This window comes from Flavobacterium sp. HTF (genome assembly GCF_003105115.1).
Taxonomy (GTDB): Bacteria; Bacteroidota; Bacteroidia; order Flavobacteriales; family Flavobacteriaceae; genus Flavobacterium.
The window spans coordinates 1-21,041 of the sequence record NZ_QETH01000050.1 but is presented as its reverse complement, the minus strand read 5'-3'; the positions used below and the strand labels follow the sequence as shown (position 1 = coordinate 21,041).

Annotated in this window: 18 protein-coding genes; 11 read left to right on the top strand and 7 right to left on the bottom strand. The window is 34.9% G+C overall.

Features of this window, described 5'->3' with window-relative positions; all coding sequences use genetic code 11:
- Nucleotides 1-41: 41 nt before the first annotated feature.
- From gldM to topA, 5 genes are all read right to left on the bottom strand, one after another.
- Nucleotides 42-1,583, bottom strand: coding sequence for a gliding motility protein GldM (gene gldM / locus DCO46_RS14700; RefSeq protein WP_116753272.1), 1,542 nt, complete (start codon nucleotides 1,581-1,583; stop codon nucleotides 42-44).
- Between the two features lie 52 nt (nucleotides 1,584-1,635).
- Nucleotides 1,636-2,280: a gliding motility protein GldL gene (gene gldL / locus DCO46_RS14695; RefSeq protein WP_116753271.1), complete on the bottom strand. Its 645-nt coding sequence runs from the start codon at nucleotides 2,278-2,280 to the stop codon at nucleotides 1,636-1,638.
- A gap of 59 nt (nucleotides 2,281-2,339) precedes the next feature.
- Complete coding sequence (gldK, locus tag DCO46_RS14690; protein WP_116753270.1) at nucleotides 2,340-3,737, bottom strand: gliding motility lipoprotein GldK; 1,398 nt, start codon at nucleotides 3,735-3,737, stop codon at nucleotides 2,340-2,342.
- 263 nt (nucleotides 3,738-4,000) lie between these two features.
- A complete protein-coding gene (locus DCO46_RS14685; protein WP_116753269.1) occupies nucleotides 4,001-5,152 on the bottom strand; it encodes a formimidoylglutamase in 1,152 nt (383 codons plus the stop codon).
- A 3-nt stretch (nucleotides 5,153-5,155) separates the two neighbouring features.
- Complete coding sequence (topA, locus tag DCO46_RS14680; protein WP_116753268.1) at nucleotides 5,156-7,687, bottom strand: type I DNA topoisomerase; 2,532 nt, start codon at nucleotides 7,685-7,687, stop codon at nucleotides 5,156-5,158.
- 335 nt (nucleotides 7,688-8,022) lie between these two features.
- On the opposite strand from topA, the gene miaB reads away from it, so the two are divergent.
- From miaB to DCO46_RS14630, 10 genes are all read left to right on the top strand, one after another.
- On the top strand, nucleotides 8,023-9,468 hold the full coding sequence (miaB, locus tag DCO46_RS14675) for a tRNA (N6-isopentenyl adenosine(37)-C2)-methylthiotransferase MiaB (protein ID WP_116753267.1): 1,446 nt from the start codon (nucleotides 8,023-8,025) through the stop codon (nucleotides 9,466-9,468).
- 173 nt (nucleotides 9,469-9,641) lie between these two features.
- Nucleotides 9,642-9,905 carry a GxxExxY protein gene (locus tag DCO46_RS14670; protein WP_317048055.1) on the top strand — a complete coding sequence of 88 codons (264 nt, stop codon included), beginning with the start codon at nucleotides 9,642-9,644 and terminating at the stop codon, nucleotides 9,903-9,905.
- A 168-nt stretch (nucleotides 9,906-10,073) separates the two neighbouring features.
- Complete coding sequence (locus DCO46_RS14665; protein WP_116753266.1) at nucleotides 10,074-11,330, top strand: sigma-54 interaction domain-containing protein; 1,257 nt, start codon at nucleotides 10,074-10,076, stop codon at nucleotides 11,328-11,330.
- A 102-nt stretch (nucleotides 11,331-11,432) separates the two neighbouring features.
- On the top strand, nucleotides 11,433-11,936 hold the full coding sequence (locus DCO46_RS14660; RefSeq protein WP_116753265.1) for an LptE family protein: 504 nt from the start codon (nucleotides 11,433-11,435) through the stop codon (nucleotides 11,934-11,936).
- 92 nt (nucleotides 11,937-12,028) lie between these two features.
- Nucleotides 12,029-13,447, top strand: coding sequence for a tetratricopeptide repeat protein (locus DCO46_RS14655; protein WP_116753264.1), 1,419 nt, complete (start codon nucleotides 12,029-12,031; stop codon nucleotides 13,445-13,447).
- A 3-nt stretch (nucleotides 13,448-13,450) separates the two neighbouring features.
- Nucleotides 13,451-13,792, top strand: coding sequence for a preprotein translocase subunit SecG (gene secG, locus DCO46_RS14650; RefSeq protein WP_116753263.1), 342 nt, complete (start codon nucleotides 13,451-13,453; stop codon nucleotides 13,790-13,792).
- Between the two features lie 141 nt (nucleotides 13,793-13,933).
- Complete coding sequence (gene groES / locus DCO46_RS14645; RefSeq protein ID WP_116753262.1) at nucleotides 13,934-14,209, top strand: co-chaperone GroES; 276 nt, start codon at nucleotides 13,934-13,936, stop codon at nucleotides 14,207-14,209.
- Nucleotides 14,210-14,291: 82 nt separating this feature from the next.
- The gene (locus DCO46_RS14640) at nucleotides 14,292-14,648 is read left to right on the top strand and encodes a four helix bundle protein (RefSeq protein WP_116753261.1); all 357 of its coding nucleotides are present in this window, start codon (nucleotides 14,292-14,294) and stop codon (nucleotides 14,646-14,648) included.
- Nucleotides 14,649-14,809: 161 nt separating this feature from the next.
- Nucleotides 14,810-16,438 carry a chaperonin GroEL gene (gene groL, locus DCO46_RS14635; RefSeq protein ID WP_116753260.1) on the top strand — a complete coding sequence of 543 codons (1,629 nt, stop codon included), beginning with the start codon at nucleotides 14,810-14,812 and terminating at the stop codon, nucleotides 16,436-16,438.
- 199 nt (nucleotides 16,439-16,637) lie between these two features.
- The gene (locus DCO46_RS14630) at nucleotides 16,638-17,840 is read left to right on the top strand and encodes an ectonucleotide pyrophosphatase/phosphodiesterase (RefSeq protein WP_116753259.1); all 1,203 of its coding nucleotides are present in this window, start codon (nucleotides 16,638-16,640) and stop codon (nucleotides 17,838-17,840) included.
- Nucleotides 17,841-17,959: 119 nt separating this feature from the next.
- On the opposite strand, the gene DCO46_RS14625 is transcribed toward DCO46_RS14630, so the two are convergent.
- Nucleotides 17,960-18,346 carry a DoxX family protein gene (locus DCO46_RS14625; RefSeq protein WP_116753258.1) on the bottom strand — a complete coding sequence of 129 codons (387 nt, stop codon included), beginning with the start codon at nucleotides 18,344-18,346 and terminating at the stop codon, nucleotides 17,960-17,962.
- Nucleotides 18,347-18,466: 120 nt separating this feature from the next.
- On the opposite strand from DCO46_RS14625, the gene DCO46_RS14620 reads away from it, so the two are divergent.
- Entirely contained in the window at nucleotides 18,467-18,808 is a 342-nt protein-coding gene (locus DCO46_RS14620; protein WP_116753257.1) for a winged helix-turn-helix transcriptional regulator, read from the top strand.
- A gap of 4 nt (nucleotides 18,809-18,812) precedes the next feature.
- On the opposite strand, the gene DCO46_RS14615 is transcribed toward DCO46_RS14620, so the two are convergent.
- On the bottom strand, nucleotides 18,813-20,342 hold the full coding sequence (locus DCO46_RS14615) for a SulP family inorganic anion transporter (protein WP_116753256.1): 1,530 nt from the start codon (nucleotides 20,340-20,342) through the stop codon (nucleotides 18,813-18,815).
- Between the last annotated feature and the right edge of the window lie 699 nt (nucleotides 20,343-21,041).

The following is a 21,041-nucleotide window of genomic DNA, read 5'->3' as shown; positions in this document are numbered from 1 at the left end:
TGATATCATTATAAGATATTGAACGTAGTTTTACCTACTTATTATTGTATTTCGTAAATTACCGGAGCAGTTCTTGGTAATAAATAGCTACCAGCTCCAACAAGTTTAGTTTTGATTTCAGAAATAGTAACCTGATCTCCTTTACCTGCTCTTGATAAAATTTGTTTACATTGTGCATTTAATCTGTTACCAGTAACTACAACTGTAGGTTGTCCTGTAACTTTTAAGTTAAATCCAACAACATCTAAACCAACTTCAAAATCAAAATCAAGTAATTTTGCACCAATAGTAGCAATCTCTAAGTTAGATTTAGGTCCTTTAACAACACCCATTTCACCTCTGATTGTTCCTGTTGGCCCAGGAATACCTTTAATTCTAAATGTTTTCTTATCTGTAACTTTATCACCGTTTGGTAATGTTCCAGTAACAGAAATTGTAGCTTCAGTTCCCTGACCAGGGCTCATGTTATATTTACCAGGTTTACCAGCTGAAACTAATCCCGGAGCACTTGCAACAATTTTGTTAGCATCTACACCAGCAAAAGAAACAGAGATTGGGTTAACAACTCCTCTGTAGACAACATTCATTTTATCTGCAGAAATTGTAGCTGAGTTTGGTCTAGGTACAACAACATATTTTCCAGCGAATTTTAATGGAATGTTTTTTCCATCTTCTAAGAATGTAAATTGTCCGTTGATATCTTGCTCACCAACACCACCAGCAGTTAACGAGATAACAGCTTGTCCGTTTACGATTTGCCCAGGACCTTGGAATGAAGTTGGTTTTGTGTTTTCGTCATAACGACCTAAAACTACTTTACCTGTAACTTTTTCTCCTTGGAAATAAGCATTTTTATCTAAAACAACAATCGCCTGGTAGTTGCTGTAAGAAGCAGCAGCTACTGCAGCTTTTCCTAAAGCACTGTTGTAAACATCAGTTTCTGCTTTTTTAACGTCATTCTGCCAAGCTGAAAGTTTTGCAGCTGATGCAATTGCAGGAAAACCTTTAAAGTGATAAGCTAAGTATTTTTCTTTTATACCTTCTTTGTTTTTTACATCAGAAACATCAAATTTCTTTTCAACTTCTGCTATAATGTTAGCATATTTTTTATCTGATCCTAAAGCAGCTTTTAAATCAGCTTTATATTTTTGAATTTTAGCGATAATTTCGTTACCTTTTTTAGTGTAACCGTCTCCTGTAAACCAGTCGTCGATATTATCTCCTCTATCCATTGCCTCGTAAGGTAATTTTCCAGTTTCTTTTTCTACTTCGAAACCTTTGATAGATTGAGCTTTTAAAGTTCCAATATAATCATAAAATTCTTTTGAGATCGTTTCTACTTTATGAGCAGTAACCGCAGCAGTTGCGAATTCTCCTTTTGCTTCAGCAGCTTTTTGATCTAAAGATTGTAGTAATGAAGTATTTGTTTCAACTGAAGAAGTATTTGATGCTTCGAATTTTTCATTCATCAAACCAAAAGCAGAAATAACTTCTTTTGAAACGTTCATTGCCAACATTGCGATGAAAACCAGGTACATCAGGTTAATCATCTTCTGTCTAGGGGTTAATTTTCCTCCTGCCATTTTTTTCTAATTAGTTCTTATTAATAAATTTAATATAATAGTTAAAAACTAATTATCCTTTGTTACTCATTGCAGAAAGCATACCGCCGTAAACATTGTTTAATGAAGCAATGTTTGCAGTCATAGATTGCATTTGTTCTTTTAATTTAGAAGCATTTTCAGCGATTTCTTTGTTAGCGTCAGCGTTTCTTGCAGCGCTTTCCAACTGAACTTTGTATAAGCTGTTTAATGATTCCATTTGAGCAGCAGCCATTGACAATTCTTCGCTGTATTTTTTAGTAGAAGCGATAGAATCTACAGTAGGAGCAATTCCTTTAGCAGCTGATTCGAAATTTTTAATACTGTTTCCTAAGCTTGACATTAACTCACCGTCAATTTTAGCTTCTTTCAACATTACGTCTAATTTTTGAGATAATAATCCCTGAGCATCAGTTGATTCAGCTTTATCCGCTTTTGGTCTAGCTTGACCATTAGCCAATTCAGGGTAAACAAGAGTCCAGTCTAATTCTTCATCCACAGGTTCGAAAGCAGAAAGAGCAAAGATTAATGCCTCAGTTAACAATCCTACAGAAAGCATCACTGTACCTGTTAATGGTCCAATTTCAAAGTGAGTAATTTTGAATAATGCTCCAACGATTACTACTGCCGCTCCCATACCATAAGCGAAATTCATTGCTTTTTTACTTAATAATGCCATAATAACTTTTTTTTAGGTTTTAATTTGAAATAGATTTGATTTGGTTATTGAATATTTAATTACTTCTTTTTGTTACCAGTTACCTGAGTTCCCATGTAATCTTGTACAGTTCTGAAACCAATGTAACTTCTTGCTGAATCTGCATATTCGTGATCACGAGTACTTACTTGTAAGAAATAAGCAACATCTTTCCATGATCCTCCGCGAACTACTTTTCTTTGGTTGTTTCCGTCAATTACGTTTGGATTCATTGTTGAAACATACTCATATGCATTTGGGTTATATGCTGAATCAGTCCACTCCGAAACGTTTCCTGCCATATTATATAATCCGTATCCATTTACTTCATAAGACTTAGCTTCAACAGTATATAAAGCCTCATCAGCAGCATAATCTCCTCTGCTTGGTTTGAAGTTTGCTAAGAAACAACCTCTGTCACTTTTCGTGTAAGGACCTCCCCAAGGATAAGTTGCAGATTCCAGACCTCCTCTTGCAGCATACTCCCACTCAGCCTCTGTTGGCAATCTGAAAGCATTTACTAAGTCACGTCCTTTTTTCTTAGATTTGATATAACTGTTTTTATTTAATGTTCTCCATGCGCAGAATGCTTTTGCCTGTTTCCATGTAACACCAACTACCGGATAGTCTCCATAAGCTTTGTGCCAGAAATAGTCATTATGCATTGGCTCATTATATGAATAAGCAAAATCTTTAATCCAAACTGTTGTATCAGGATAAACACTTACCTGCTCCGTTTTTACAAAGTCTTTTCTTTTTCCAACTTTTGCTTTTGCAGCAGCCTGGATATCCATCCAAGAGTAACGGAATTTTAATTTATTTACGTCAACCGTTCTTAAACCATTATATGATTCTTCAATTGGTAAATACATAGAATCCATTACCTCAGCATAATACTCATCCGGGTATGCTTTTGTATCTTTAATTAACTTTACTTTTTTGTTTAATTTTCTACCAGCATAAGGATCATCTTTAGTTCCTACACTATAATAGTTATCATACATATACTTATCGTATGCCGTCATTTTATCCGGCTCAGAATCGTTAAATGCATAATCAGCGATACTACCAGCTTTTTTGCCTTTTGCGTCTCCTGCACCTTTTTGTCCTGTTTCATCAGCCAGAATAGCTAAACGAACTCTCATTGTAGAATCTTTTACCCATTCCACAAATTGACGATACTCGCTGTTAGTAATTTCAGTTTCATCCATATAAAATGAACGAACTGTCACGGTTTTAGTTGGAGCATCTTCTACGTCAGCCAAATCATCATCTGATTTACCCATAATAAAAGACCCACCTGGAACCAATGTCATTCCATAAGGTTTTTCAGGATGCCATTTTCCTCCTGTAACACCAACTAACTCTCCTTTATCACCTGATTTTCCACAGCCAATAACTAGGGTTAACATTGCTGCAAATGCAATAAACTTCTTCATATAAATTTGGGATTATCTATTCATTATTATAAGTCCGTAAACGTATTTATTATTTATTAAAAAAACAACACTACTCACGAAATTTATTTCACCGGTCAAAAATAATGTTAAATAAAATAAAAAAAAAATATTTAGTCGACAAACTAACTCAAAAAATCGACGTAAAACGTTAAATTTTATACTATATAACTTTTTTCTTACTAATGTTTTTTAACTTTTTTTTAATAATTTCGAAATTTTAAGATTTACGTTAAAATTTTCCTCTATAAAGCATTTTTTCGCTGTGCTTTCCACCATCTTTCTGGCAATTCCTGGTTGCAAGCGAGCAAATATTCGTCATAAGAACATGGTAATAACGTATTTCTTTTCAATTTATTGTGACCGTTAGATTCGTAAGGAATTTCTATCCACCAACGTTCTGTTTTATCACTTTTATAAAAAATTAATTCTTCCTCTTCAAGCGGAACAATGTACTTCAAATAATTTGTTCTGCTTCCAAAAGGATATTCTTTAGAACGGTAATGATACCCTTCAATAAAGTACCAGATTATCTGAGCAATTATTACCGATTCCTGTGCTGTACTGTTATGATTAAAAATTCCAAAAGAGGAAACTTTATCACTAATACCGGCGTATCTCGCCAGAGAACAAATCTCTTTTCCGTTGAAACCATTTGGCTCGAAAGAAACATTATTTCCTGAATCTGAAGACTTTACAGAATTCAAATCGATACTAACCAAATCAGCATCCCTAAAAACCGGTTCTGCCAAAGAAATTTTGTTTGAAATCTCTCCCAGACGATAAGCATCAAAAAATAATTTTTCAATTAAGTCTATTTCTTCCTGAGAATTGTAATAGGTCTGATACCCTATATTACAATAATTAAAAAGGTTATTCGGCTCATCTATTATGATTTTAGTAAGATAAGAACTGGCAGAAACAGCTTCGTTTTCCTTACCAAAATCAAACTTGTTATCTACTGAAACCATGTTTACCATTTGCTCCAAATCGTCATATGCACGATACAAAGCATAGGTCAAATCCTGCGAACCTCCCAGAACTATCGGAATGACTTTATTCTTAATTAAAGCAGATGTTACCTTTTTTAATGCAAAATAGGTATCCTCAACTGAATCGCCTGCAAGTATGTCTCCTAAATCTGCAATTGAGGCGTCCCAATTACCAGGAAACATGCCGTAAAACTTTTTACGAACAGCGTTCAGGTTTACTTCATTAACAATATCAATATTTCTGCGATCTTCTAAAACACCAACTACTGCAATATTAATTTTATTAATATCCGGAAATTGATCCTGAGTATGGAAAGCTACTTTACTTCCCAATTCCTGTGAAGACAAAGAACTAATGAATTTTAAAATTTCATTGTTAATCGGTTCTAGAAAATCAAATTCCATTTTTTATTTCTTTTTAGCAGCTGTTTTTTTAGCCGGAGCCTTCTTAGTTGTTGCCTTTTTGGCCGTTGTTGCTTTTTTAGCGGGTGTTTTTTTCGCAGGAGCTTTTGCAGCAATCATTTCCTGAACCTGATCTAAAGTTAATTTTGTAGCATCAACATCTTTACTAAGTTCAATTTTAATTTTTCCTTTGAGAATTACTGAACGGCCCCAGCGTGCTTTTTCAACAACAATTCCTTCTTCTTCCCAATTGTGAAGAACTTTATCTATATTTTTCTGCAATTTATCTTCAATCAGTTCTTCAACATCTGCTTGTGATAAATTATCAAAATTGTATTTTTTACTTACGTTTACAAAAAGACCATTCCATTTAATAAAAGGACCAAAACGTCCTACCCCTTTCTGAACACCTTCACCTTTATAAACTGCAATTGGCGCATCTGCCAATTCTTTTTCGTCAATTAGTTCCTGAGCTCTTTCTTTTGAAACTCCCAGTGGATCTTCTCCTCGCGGCAAAGAAATAAAAACACTTCCATGACGTACGTAAGGACCGTAACGACCATTATTTACTTCAACTTCTTCTCCTTTATAATCACCTAAACTTTTTGGAAGCAAAAATAAATTCAGTGCATCTTCAAGTGTAATGTTTCCAATATTCTGGTCTGCCATCAAACTCGCAAACTTTTTATCTTCATCATCCGCTTCTCCAATCTGAGCCATCGGACCAAATTTTCCTAAACGAACAGATACCTGTCTTCCGTCTGCATCTTTTCCTAAAATTCTTTCTCCGCTTTCGCGTTCTGCATTCGCTTCAACTTCTTTTACATTTGGATGAAACTTGTCGTAGAATTCCTGCATCATAGTTGCCCAGTCGATATTTCCTTCGGCAATTTCATCAAAATCCTGTTCTACTTTTGCAGTAAAATTATAATCTAATATGTTTCCAAAATTCTTAACAAGGAAATCGGTAACAATAGTTCCAATATCTGTTGGTACTAATTTACCTTTATCCGAACCTGTGTTTTCTTTCAATAATTTTTCTCCAACTTTACTATTTTGCAAAGTAAGTTGTGTGTAATTACGCTCCTGACCTTCAAGAGTTCCTTTCTCCACATAATTTCTATTGATGATCGTTGAAATAGTTGGTGCGTATGTAGATGGACGCCCGATTCCTAATTCTTCTAATTTTTTCACCAAAGATGCCTCAGTATAACGTGCCGGAGGTCTTGAATATCTTTCTGTAGCTGTAATATAATTATTAGCTAACTTTTCATTTACTTTTAAAGCCGGAAGCATTCCTTCCTGCTCCTCTTCATCATCATCATGACCTTCCAGGTATACTTTTAAGAAACCTTCAAAAAGTAGAACTTCTCCAGATGCCGTAAAAATTTCATCGTGATTATTCGCTTCAATTTTAACATTAGTTCTTTCTAATTGTGCATCACTCATTTGAGATGCCAAAGTTCTTTTCCAGATCAAATCATACAAACGAGCCTGATCACGGTCTATGTTTACTGAATGACGGGACATATCAGTCGGACGAATTGCTTCGTGCGCTTCTTGTGCTCCTTTACTTTTAGTAGCAAACGTTCGGGGCTTAGAAAACTCTTTTCCGTAAGACTTAATGATTTCAGCTTCAGCAGCATCCATTGCGTCTTTTGAAAGATTTACACTATCGGTTCTCATATAAGTAATAAGTCCCGCTTCGTATAAACGTTGTGCAAGCTGCATTGTGATTCCAACCGGCAAGTACAATTTTCTAGCCGCTTCCTGTTGTAAGGTAGACGTTGTAAAAGGTGCTGTTGGTGATTTTTTGGTAGGTTTAGTTTCTAAATCTGCTACCTTATATATAGAACCGATGTTTTGTTTTAAAAAATCTTCGGCTTCTTTTTTAGTATTAAAGTTTTTTGGAAGTTTTGCCTTAAAAGCTTTTCCGGCTTCGTTTACAAATTCTGCCACAACTGAGTAACTTGCAACTGCATTGAAATTCTGAATTTCACGTTCTCTTTCAACAATCAGACGAACAGAAACAGATTGCACACGACCAGCAGACAAACCTCCTTTAATTTTTCTCCATAAAACAGGAGACAATTCATAACCTACCAAACGGTCCAAAACACGACGTGCCTGTTGTGCATTTACTAAATTATAATCAATTTCTCTTGGGTTATCAATTGCTTTAAGAATCGCGGTTTTGGTAATTTCGTGAAAAACAATTCTTTTGGTTTTTTTAATATCAAGTTTTAATTCTTCCGCCAAGTGCCATGAAATAGCCTCTCCCTCGCGGTCCTCATCACTTGCTAACCAAACTGTTTCAGCATTTTTAGATAGTGTTTTAAGTTTACTTACTAAGGCTTTTTTATCAGGAGAAACTTCATATTTAGGTTTAAATCCATTCTCTACATCTACTCCTATTTCTTTTGAAGGTAAGTCGGCTATGTGACCATAACTTGACTCTACCTGAAAATCGCTCCCTAGAAATTTCTCGATCGTTTTCGCCTTTGCAGGTGATTCCACTATTACTAAATTCTTTGCCATTGCTCTATTTTTCTGCAACAAAAGTATTTATTTTTTTTAAATATCAACCTTGCTTATTCATTTTTGAGGTATTTTAATAATATGTTTCCAAAAATTACAGATTTATCTGTAAACATCTCGATTATATATATAGGTATAACTTTTAATGGTTTATGGCCTAGAAATGTGCTTTTCATTTTAGAATTTAGAATTTGATTTAGACTAAAAATCACTCCGTACTTTAATCTGAACTATCCTGATAGTGATCTGAAGTATATTAAATTTTGTTAATTCTTTATCTGACATCTTGTCACATCTATAGCTTTTGCGTTATCTTTGCACTTTGAAATTTTACAATGGAAAAGATTATTGAAGAAAGCAAACAGGGCGAAAGTCTTGTTTTGGAAAATAAACCTGAGAATACTAAAAAACTTTTTATAGAAAGTTACGGTTGTGCGATGAATTTTTCGGACAGTGAAGTCGTAGCTTCCATTTTATCTGACGGAGGTTATAATACAACTTCTGTTTTAGAAGAGGCAGATTTGGTTTTGGTCAATACCTGCTCGATTAGAGATAAGGCTGAACAGACTATTCGTAAACGTCTTGAAAAATATAATGCTGTAAAACGTATCAATCCGAAAATGAAAGTAGGCGTTCTGGGCTGTATGGCCGAGCGTTTAAAAAGTCAGTTTCTGGAAGAAGAAAAAATAGTAGATCTTGTTGTGGGGCCTGATGCTTACAAAGACTTGCCAAATCTGTTATCGGAAGTTGAAGAAGGACGTGATGCTATCAATGTAATTTTATCAAAAGAAGAAACATACGGAGATATTTCGCCGGTACGTTTGATGAGCAACGGAATCACAGCTTTGGTTTCTATAACCCGTGGTTGTGACAACATGTGTACGTTTTGTGTTGTTCCTTTTACACGCGGACGTGAGCGCAGTCGTGAGCCTCAAAGTATCATGAATGAAATCAAAGATCTTTGGGAGAAAGGTTTTAAAGAAATTACACTTTTAGGTCAAAACGTTGACAGTTATCTTTGGTATGGCGGCGGATTGAAGAAAGATTTCGTAAACGCTTCTGAAATGCAAAAAGCAACTGCAGTTGATTTTGATCAATTACTTGAAATGGTTGCTGTTGGTTTTCCAAAAATGAGAATCAGATTCTCAACTTCAAATCCGCAGGATATGCACGAAAGCATTTTGCATGTTATTGCGAAATATCCGAACATCTGCAAACACATTCACCTGCCGGTTCAGTCAGGAAGTAACCGAATTTTAAAAGAAATGAATCGTCTGCATTCCCGTGAAGAATATATGGCGCTGATTGATAAAATCAGAGCGATTGTTCCTGACGCTTCTATTTCTCAAGATATGATTGCCGGTTTCCCAACAGAAACTGAAGAAGATCACCAGGATACGATGAGTTTAATGGAATATGTAAAATATAACTTCGGTTATATGTATTCGTATTCTGAGCGTCCCGGAACTTTGGCAGGAAGAAAAATGAAAGATGATGTTGCCGAAGAAACAAAAGCCAGAAGATTACAGGAAATTGTCGATTTACAACAAAAACACGCATGGTTTAGAAGTGAGGAATTTGTTGGAAAAACAGTTGAAGTTTTAGTAGAAAAAGTTTCTAAAAAATCGAAAGAAGAATTCTCAGGAAGAAACTCACAAAGCATAACGGTAGTTTTCCCGAAAGAAAATTACAAAATCGGAGATTTCGTAAACGTAAAAATCACAAGCTGTACTAGTGGAACTTTGAAAGGAGAAGCGGTTGGATATTCTGAAATGAATTAATTTTTTCTTTACCACAAATTGCACAAATTTTCACAAATTAATTCTTCATGATTGATACAAACGAATATTATTACAAGAAAGATCAAAATTATCAAATTGTAGGCATATGCATGGAAGTACACAGATTATTAGGACCTGGATTACGTGAAATTGTATAAAAAGATGCAGTAGAAATTGAATTTAAAAACAATAATATTCCTTATCATCGAGAAAAGGAGTTTTCAATAGAATATAAAGGAATTATTTTGCCTCATAAATTTTATGCTGATTTTATAGTGTATGAAGATATAATATTAGAAGTTAAATCAGTGAAAGAAATTAGCAATGATCATCTTGCTCAAACATTAAATTACATGAAACTTGCGGATACTCCTGTTGGAATAATTGCAAATTTTCAAAACAAATCATTAGTACACAAAAGATTGATAAATTCATAAACTGAATTTGCGCTAATTTGTGTAATTTGTGGTTAATTTAATAATAAACATTTTTAGCTGATTAAAAAAAATCTGAGATTAATGTGGCAAAAAAAATATAAGCCAAATTTTTAAGTTTTAGGCATAATATGAAACCTGAAACAATTAAAAACTTGAAACAAAATCGATATGGAAACAGTTCAAGCAATAAAACAACGTTTTGAAATTATTGGAAATGATCCGAAATTAAACCGTGCGATCGAAAAAGCCATTCAGGTTGCTCCTACCGATATTTCGGTGATGGTAACCGGAGAAAGCGGTGTTGGTAAAGAAAACATTCCGAGGATTATACATTCGCTTTCACACAGAAAGCATGGAAAATATATTGCTGTAAACTGTGGTGCTATTCCGGAAGGAACTATTGACAGTGAACTTTTTGGTCACGAAAAAGGCGCCTTTACAGGGGCTACAAGCACACGTGAAGGTTATTTTGAAGTAGCAGACGGCGGAACAATATTTCTGGATGAAGTGGGTGAATTACCATTAACAACACAGGTTAGATTACTTCGTGTTTTGGAAAACGGAGAATTCATAAAGGTAGGTTCTTCGCAGGTTCAGAAAACCAATGTCAGAATTGTTGCGGCAACCAACGTCAATTTATTCAATGCAATCGAAAAAGGAAAATTTCGTGAGGATTTATACTATCGTTTAACTACGGTAGAAATTACATTACCGCCTTTGCGTGAAAGAAATGAAGATATTCATTTATTGTTCAGAAAATTTGTAGCCGATTTTGCTCACAAATATAAAATGCCTCCATTGAGATTAGATGACAATGCTGTTCAGCTTTTACAGAAATTCAGATGGAACGGAAATATCCGTCAGCTTCGAAATGTAGCTGAACAAATTTCGGTTTTAGAAACCAATCGCGATATATCAGTTGCAACCTTACAATCTTATCTGCCGGCCGAAGGAACAAATTTGCCTTCTGTAATTAGCGACAAGAAAAAAGAAAGTGATTTTAGTACCGAAAGAGATATTTTATACAAAGTGCTTTTTGATATGAAAAGTGATTTGAATGACTTGAAAAAACTTACTTTGGAATTGATGAAAAACGGTTCGTCAAAAGTGCAGGACATTAATCCAAATCTTATTCAGAAAATATACGGATCGCAGGAAAATGACAGCGAAATTGATTTTGAAGAAGAACCAAGAACAGCCGTTATGACACCTGCACGCGAAGATAATTATCGCATTCAGGATGATAATAATTATCTGGATGCCGAAACAATCGAAGAAGAAGAGATCCTGCGCCTGGAACAAAAAGAAATCGAAATGATTAAGAAATCATTAGAAAAAAACAAAGGAAAACGTAAAGCTGCTGCAGATGAATTAGGTATTTCGGAAAGAACTTTATACCGTAAAATCAAGCAATTCGATTTATAAAAATAATTAAATTACAATTTTAAAATTCCAGGCTTCAATTACTATATTTGGGCAAAATTGGAATTCGGAATTTAAACCATTGGAGTTTTCCTAATAAACATTATGAAAAAAATATATTCTTTATTTGCACTTATCAGTCTGTTCATGCTAAGCGGCTGTTCGGTTTACAACTTTACAGGAACAGGAAAAATCGATGCCAAAACCTTTCAGGTAAACTTTTTTCAGAATAATGCTGATTTAATTGAACCGGGAATTGACAGAGACTTTACGTTGGCTTTACAGGATTTAATTCAGAATCAAACCAATTTAAACTTAGTAACTAATGGTGCTGATTTAGCTTATGAAGGAGAAATTGTCGACTATAGAATTACACCAATGACCGCCACTGCCGATCAGCAGGCAGCACAAAACCGTTTAACTATTCGTATTAACGTACGTTTTACAAATAAAAAGAAAGAGACTGATGATTTTGAAAGAACATTTGAATTCTACAAGGATTATCCGGGTAGCGAACAACTTGTAGGTTCTGCCCTGACTGCTGCAATCAAAGAAATTTACGACAGAATCACGCAGGATATTTTTAATGAATCATTGGCTAAATGGTAATTTTGGTTTAATAATTTATTCGTTAAATCAATAAATTATCTAATAAACTAACCCGATCAAACAAACAACAAATCCACGATTAAACAAAAAAAATGAACGTAACCGATTATACATACCTAATAAACAAACCTGATGCTATTACTGAGAAGCAGACGGAAGCATTAGGAAATGTTTTGAATGAATTTCCATATTTTCAAAGTGCGCGTGCATTGCGATTAAAAGGGCTTCATAATCAAAATAGTTTTAAGTATAATTATGCTTTAAAGGTTGCCGCCGCTCATACCGCAGACCGTTCTATATTATTTGATTTTATTACCGCTGAAACATATACCGCTATTCAGAGTGATTATTATGATCAGAAAATAAAACAACTATTAAATATAACTGTTTTTGAAAGTGAAATTGTTTTACCGGAAATCAGTAAAGTTCCCGAGATAAGAATCGATCCTATCGAGCAATCTATCCTGTCTTCTATAAGAGAAGCTACAACAGTCGTTTTTGAAGAGCAAAAAAAGCCGGAAGAAAAACCTGTAGAACCCGTTTTTGAAGAACCTGTCTCAGAACCTGTAAAAGAAGAAAAACTTTTAGCAACTGAAGAACCTGTAAAAACTGAAGAGATAAACATCGATTCTTTTGTTGAAAAAACTACTGATACTCCAATAGAAGAAATAGCTCCAATTGTTGTTGAAGAGACAGCAAATACAGAAGATATTTCTATTGACTCTTTTGTTGAACAGCCGGAACTGACAGTTGTAAAAGAAGAAGAAGAACCTGTTGTAATTGAAGAGACAGGCAAAAACTCTGAAGTTCGTATTGATCCTATCGAAGAATCTGTATTTAACTCGATAAAACAAGCCACAACTGTTGTTTTTGAAAAACCTGAAGTTGAAAAGCCAGTTACTATTGAAGAACCGGCAGAAATCGAAATCCAGGAAACTGTAAAATCTGAAGAATCAATTACTATTGAGGAGCCGACAGAAATTGAAGTTCCCGAAAATGTAAAAATTGCCGAAGAACATCTGGAAATAGGAAAACCTCTCGATTTTTCAATAAATGAAAAACATTCCTTTCAGGAATGGCTGCAATTGTCCAGAACAGAACCAATTGACAGGTCAAAAGATATTTCGGAAGAAAATAATGACGCTATACCCGTAACGGATACAAATATTGAATCTGTCGAAAAGCCTGTTTTTCAGGTAAAACAGGAAGATACATTTGAGGAAAAAAAGAAAAAGGCAGAAATCATCGATAAATTTATAGAAACAAACCCAAAAATCTCTCCAATCAAACCTTCCGGAACTGCTCCAATGGTACAATTGGATATTAATACAGAAGATAATTCCTACTTAATGACGGAGACTTTGGCAAGGGTATATTTAGAACAAAAGAAGTACACAAAGGCGATACAGGCATATGAAATATTAATTTTGAAATATCCAGAAAAAATTAGTTTCTTTGCAGACCGCATATCGGATATAAAGATTTTACAACAAAATAACATCAATAATTAAACAATGAGCACATTTTCAATTTTTTTAGTTTTAATCACAATAGTTTGCTTTCTATTGATCGTAGTAATTATGGTACAAAACCCTAAAGGAGGCGGATTGTCTTCTACAATTAGCGGAACTCAAATGCTAGGTGGAGTACAAAAAACAACTGACTTTTTAGATAAAAGTACCTGGACTCTTGCTACTATTCTGATTGCTTTAATCTTACTTTCAAGCTTAAGCTTTACAGGATCGTTAAGTGATACTGACTCTAAACTTATTGAAAAAACTGAAGCTCCGGCAACTACTACACCAGCAGCTCCTGTTCAGGGAACTCCTGCTCCGGCAGCACCTGCAGCGAAATAATATTTTCAGATATAAAATTGAAATGCCAGCCTGTCAAAGCTGGCATTTTTTTTAAGAAATAATGTCAGTTTTTCCAGCATGGCACAATTTCTGAAAGTTTATGAAACATTAAAAAGTATAACCTTATAATATATAAAAATTATGGCATTAAACATTAAACCGCTTTCAGACCGCGTACTTATTGAGCCTGTTGCAGCTGAAACCAAAACTGCGTCAGGAATTTTTATTCCGGATACTGCCAAAGAAAAACCACAAAAAGGAACTGTTGTTGCAGTAGGAAACGGATCTAAGGATCATATCATGACTGTAAAAGTTGGTGATACCGTGCTTTATGGTAAATATGCCGGTACCGAATTAAAACTGGAAGGTACTGATTACCTAATTATGCGTGAAGACGATATTCTTGCGATAATCTAAAGATTGCTATAAGCCGTAAGCTATAAGCTATAAGCTTCCAAAAAAAGCATAAAGCCTGCCTAAAGTTTAAAGCCAACAAAAAATGAGGGATTTTAAGAAATATGATATTTGGCAGCTAAGCCATTCTTTAACTTTAGAAATCTATAAATTAACTTCTTTATTTCCAAAAGAAGAATTGTATGGATTAACAAGTCAAATAAGAAGGGCTTCTTCATCAATCCCAACTAATATTAGTGAAGGATGTGGAAGAAATAGTGACAAAGAATTCAATCAATTTCTCAACATCGCTTTGGGTTCTGCAAATGAAACAGAATATCTTTTGATTTTAGCTAAAGATCTGCAATATCTAAATAATGAAATTGCTGAAAATCAAATAGAAAAAATCAACAGCATAAAAAGCAAAATTTACAAATTAAAAAAGTTGCTTACGCAGCAATAAGCTTTAAGCTTATCCAAAATAGCTTAAAAACCTATTGTTCAAAGTAACAAAAAATATTAATTCAGCAGTAAAAAAGCTTAAAGCCTACTGCCTAAAGCAAACAAAAAATATTAACTCAGCAGTAGAAAGGCCTAAAGCCTACTGCCTAAAGCAAAAATAGAATGGCAAAAGATATAAAATTTGATATTGAGGCACGTGACGGATTAAAACGTGGTGTTGATGCATTAGCAAATGCTGTAAAAGTAACGCTTGGACCAAAAGGTCGTAACGTAATTATCGGAAAATCATTTGGTGGACCAACTGTTACTAAAGATGGAGTTTCTGTTGCAAAAGAAATCGAATTAAAAGACCCATTAGAAAATATGGGAGCTCAAATGGTAAAAGAAGTTGCTTCTAAAACCAATGATTTAGCGGGTGACGGAACTACAACTGCTACAGTTTTAGCTCAGGCAATCGTAAAAGAAGGTCTTAAAAACGTTGCTGCAGGTGCAAATCCAATGGATTTAAAACGTGGAATCGACAAAGCGGTTGAAGCTATTGTTGCTGACTTAGCAAAACAAGCTAAAGTGGTTGGAAGCGATTCAGATAAAATCAAACAAATTGCTTCTATCTCTGCAAACAATGACGACGTTATTGGTGAGTTGATTGCTACTGCTTTCGCTAAAGTTGGAAAAGAAGGTGTTATCACTGTTGAAGAAGCTAAAGGAACTGACACTTTCGTTGACGTTGTGGAAGGAATGCAGTTTGACAGAGGATACCTTTCTCCTTACTTCGTTACAAATCCAGAAAAAATGGAAGTTGAATTAGACTCTCCATACATCTTATTATACGACAAAAAAGTATCTTCTTTAAAAGAATTACTTCCAGTTTTAGAGCCAGTTGCTCAATCAGGAAAACCATTATTGATTATCGCTGAAGATGTTGACGGAGAAGCTCTTTCAACATTAGTAGTAAACAAATTAAGAGGTGCTCTTAAAATTGCTGCTGTAAAAGCACCAGGTTTTGGTGACAGAAGAAAAGCAATGTTAGAAGATATCGCAATCTTAACTGGTGGAACTGTAATTTCTGAAGAAAGAGGTTATACGCTAGAAAATACAACTATCGAAATGTTAGGAACTGCAAAAAGAGTTTCTATCGATAAAGACAACACTACAATTGTAAGTGGTGCTGGTGAAGCTGACATTATCAAAAACAGAGTAAACCAAATTAAAGGTCAGATGGAAACTACTACATCTGATTATGATAAAGAAAAATTACAAGAGCGTTTGGCTAAATTAGCTGGCGGTGTTGCTGTTCTTTATGTTGGTGCAGCTTCTGAAGTTGAAATGAAAGAGAAAAAAGACAGAGTGGATGATGCTTTACACGCAACCCGCGCTGCTGTTGAAGAAGGAATTGTTGCAGGAGGTGGTGTAGCTTTATTAAGAGCTAAACTTGCTTTAGCTGACTTAAAAGCTGACAACGCTGACGAGGCTACTGGAATCCAAATCGTTTCTCGTGCTGTTGAATCTCCATTAAGAACTATCGTTGAAAACGCTGGTCTTGAAGGTTCTGTTGTTGTAGCTAAAGTTGCTGAAGGTTCTGGCGATTTTGGATACAATGCAAAAACTGATGAATATGTAGATATGCTTAAAGCTGGAATTATCGATCCTAAGAAAGTAACTCGTGTAGCGTTAGAAAATGCTGCATCTGTTTCAGGAATGATCTTAACTACAGAATGTGCATTAATTGATATCAAAGAAGAAAGCGCTGGCGGTATGCCAATGGGTGGCGGTATGCCAGGAATGATGTAATTCGTTCTTTTCTTAAAACTTAAAACGCCAGATGAATGTCTGGCGTTTTTTTGTTTGCCACGAATTTTTTATAGGTATCGATTAGAAAAAATAATTAGTGGAAATTAGTGTAATTCGTGGCAAATTTTTTTATTTAACATTCTCTTTTTCTTTAAAAAACCTGTTATCTCTACCTTTGCAGCTACAATAAATTTTAATAATGAAAAAGCAGTTTACCTCTCTCCTATCTTTATTTTTCCTTTTACTTTCTTTCGTTTTACAAGCACAGACCAATAAAGATTCTTATGTTGTTTTAGTTTCCATGGACGGATTTCGTTGGGATTATGGAAAACAATTCAATCTTCCTAATTTAAAGCAGATTGAAAAAGAAGGTGTTCATGCAAAATCAATGAAACCATCTTATCCAAGTAAAACCTTTCCTAATCATTATGCTATTGTAACGGGACTTTATCCGGATCATCACGGAATCATTAATAATGTTTTTTATGATGCTGCTCTAAACGAATCCTTTTCATTATCGAGCAATGCAAAAAATGATTCGAGATTTTATGGCGGCAATCCTATTTGGAATTTGGCGGAACAGCAAGGCGTGAAAACAGCTTCTTTCTTCTGGCCCGGTTCTGATATCGACAAAAGAAACCCAAGTTATTTCAAAACGTATGATAACAAAATTCCATACGGAGCAAGAATCGATACGGTTATGAAATGGCTGCAGCTTCCGGAAAAACAAAGACCTCATCTCGTGACTTTATATTTTGACGAACCGGATCATACAGGCCATAATTTTGGTCCGCTTTCGCCGGAAAACAAAAAAATGGTGATAAAAATGGATTCTATTATGGGCGAATTATCCCGACGATTAGATCGGTTACCTATCGGAAAACAAATCAATTTAATTATTGTTTCGGATCACGGAATGGCCGATATCAGCAATGATAAAAAAGTAGCTGTTTTAGATTATTTGAAACCGGAATGGCTGGGTTATAAAGAGGTCATTAATCCGATTATGAGCCTGCAGGCAAAAGCAGGATTTCAGGATTCTATTGCATATGCTTTAAAAAAAGTTCCTCATATCAAATTCTGGAAAGCAGCTGAAGTTCCCGAAAGGCTGCATTACGGAACCAATCCGCGGGTGCATGATTTTGTAATCGAAGCCGATAAAGGATGGAGTTTGGTGAATAAGGAAAGTCAAAACATTAAAGGCGGTACACACGGTTATGACAATAATGAAAAAGACATGCACGCGATTTTTTATGCAAAAGGCCCGGCATTTAAAGTCAATAAAAAAGTAAAAACATTTCAAAATGTTTCTGTTTATCCTTTAATAGCGCATATTTTAGATTTGAAAGTTGGCGAAATTGACGGAAAATTAAGTGATACAAAATCGGCTTTAGCTAATTAGATAATGTGGCAATTTGATAATTAGAAAATTTAATCCCAAAATGTCACCCTGAGCGATCCCGACAGGTTTTAAAAACCTGTCGGGTTTACTGGAGTTTTTTCTTTCAGCTTCGATAGTTCTTATTTTCTTCCAAAAAATACAACTCCGGCCAAAATTGCAAAAAAGATGTTTATACCAATTTCTGATGCTTCGCCTCTGCAAATATGGAATATACTTGCACAAACCATTAGAATAATAATTCCTACAGCAGTAATTCTTGTGAATTTTGGTTTAACATTCAGCAACGTTGGTATAAGAATTCCAATTCCTCCCAATAAATCTACTATTCCTGTAAATCTTACAAACAAGACAGGAACCTGCGCAGCCCACGGCCACATTGCTGCTAATTTTTCAATAGAAAAAAACAGCTTCAGGAAAGCTCCGGACATAAAACTAAAAAATAAAATAATTTGCACTAACCACAGTATAATCTGAAGCGCTTTTGGAGATTGTTCCCGATTTGTCATTTTTGATATAATTTTTATTAGAGTTCAAAAATATTTACATTTACTTCCCTTTTGACAGTACTTCCCTTTTAGATAGTGCTATCCAAAAAGAAAGTAACGTAACCTTAAAAAAGAAATAAAATGCTAACCAAAGGTGGATGTCCAAAAACTGCACTTTCTATTAAAGATGCTTTAGAAGCTTTAGAAGGAAGATGGAAATTATTAATCTTGTTTTCACTTTCTGCAGAAAACAAACGATTCAAAGAAATATCAAGGGAAGTTACCGGAATCACCGATAAGACCCTATCTAAAGAATTAAAAAGCTTAGAAAGCAATCAATTGATAAAGAGAACTGTTTACGATACTTTTCCTCCAACTGTAGAATATTCTATTACAGAGCATGGAAAATCACTCGAAAAAGTTCTGGAAGAATTACATTATTGGGGGTTACTTCATCGCCAAAAGATACTTACAGCGTTTTAAATAATTAACTCACCACTTTGTAAGTCGGATCCTCAATCACATTTACGTCAATAACCGCATCGGCATTTTTAAGCAATTGTCGGGAATCTTCGCTTAAATGTTTTAGCTCTACGATTTTATTTGCCTGATGGTATTTTTTAGTTAGATTATTCAAAGCTTCAATCGCTGACATATCAGAAACACGGCTTTCTTTAAAATCGATTATAACGTGTTCAGGATCGTTCTGAATATCAAATTTCTCCATAAAAGCCGCTACAGATCCAAAAAATAACGGGCCGTAAATTTCATAATGTTTTATCCCGCTTTCGTCTGTAAAATGTCTTGCACGGATTCTTTTGGCACTTTCCCAGGCAAAAACCAGGGCTGAAATTATGACGCCAATCAAAACGGCCAAGGCCAGATTATGCAACACAATAGTAATCAAAGCAACCAGAATCCCGACAAAGATATCGTGTCTTGGCATTTTATTGATAATCCTGAAACTTGCCCACTCAAAGGTCGTAATCGCCACCATCATCATCACGCCGACCAATGCTGCCATTGGTAATTTGCCAATTACGGGCGCTCCAAAAAGTATGATTACCAGAATAGTTAAGGAAGCAATAATTCCCGAAAGCCGGGCTCTTGATCCTGCTCCAAGATTTACCAACGTCTGTGCGATCATCGGACAACCACCCATTCCGAAGAAAAAGCCGTTTAGAATATTTGAACTTCCCTGTGCAATGCACTCGCGATTGCTGTTTCCGCGGGTTCCGGTAATTTCGTCGACTAAATTCAGCGTAAGCAAACCTTCTGTCAGACCAACCGCCGCAACAATTACTGAATACGGAAATATCACTTTTAAAGTCTCAAAAGAAACCGGAATATTAGGAATATGAAAAGAAGGAAATCCGCCCTGAACAGAAGCAATATCCTGAACGGTTTTGGTGTCAATATTAAATAAAAGTACAATAGCAAAAACCACCATAATGGCTACTAAAGACGCTGGAACTGTTTTTGTAATTTTAGGAAAAAGCAAAACAATACCAATTGTCAAAGCAACCAGACCCAACATTATATACAACGGAGTTCCCTGTAACCATGAAACCTGACCGTTTACAACCGTTTTGAACTGTTCCAGCTGCGACATAAAAATGACCACTGCCAGTCCGTTTACGAAACCAAACATAACGGGTTGCGGAACCAGTCTGATAAATTTTCCGAGTTTAAAAAGTCCGATACAGATTTGTACAATTCCGCCAAGTGCTACGGCAGCAAAAACATATTCTATTCCGTGCGATTTCATCAGGGCAATCAAAACAATTACGGTTGCTCCCGCTCCACCGGAAATCATTCCGGGTCTCCCTCCAAAAATAGCAGTTACCAAACCAGCAATAAAAGCGGCATATAATCCAACCAAAGGCGGAAACCCGGCCAGAATTGCAAACGATAATGATTCCGGAATCATAGTCATCGCAACGGTGAAACCTGCTAAAATTTCATTTTTATAATTGACCTTTTGGGTAAAATCGAAGAGTTGGAAAGCTTTTTTCATAGGCCACAAATGTAGAAAAAAAATAACGCCCTTCATTTTGAGAAAAAGGTATTTCAGCAAATATAAAGCAGGAAGCAAAACCGCGGCCTTTGAAGTAAAAAGTAAAAAAATTGTCGCAGTTTTTTAACAGAACCGACGCAACAGTTGAAAAGAAAACAGATGATCCTGTTTTGTAATTTTGCCAACCTAACAGTAAAAACCTCTCGAAATTCAATTTCGGGAGGTTTTTTTATGGGTCGTTCCTAAGTTTGAGGTTTATCATGCATTCATGAGGTTCTAAATTCCAAAAATGACGTGTTCATACCTCAAATTTGAGCTTTTTATGACTTTAAGAACGTCATTTTTGGCGTTTCGCAGGGTCATTTTTGACGTTGGGAACGTCAAATTTGAGGTTGGTGACATCAAAAATGGAAATTTTGCATTCATTAATTGGCTTAATGCAAAACACGTAAAAGTACTTGGTGGCGGGTTTTTATTTTGTGGTATAATTGTCTGAAAATATATTTATTTTATTATGGATTTCCATAAAATATATTATCAATCAAACATTCACATTTATTATAAATAAATATGTCATAAATTTTAACTTTTCAAATTAATAAATAAAAAAAAACTGCCCCTTAACTATAACAAAAAAACTATGAACATAAAAATAAATTAATAAGAAGCAGAACTTACTAAGGCTGATGTGAAAATAAT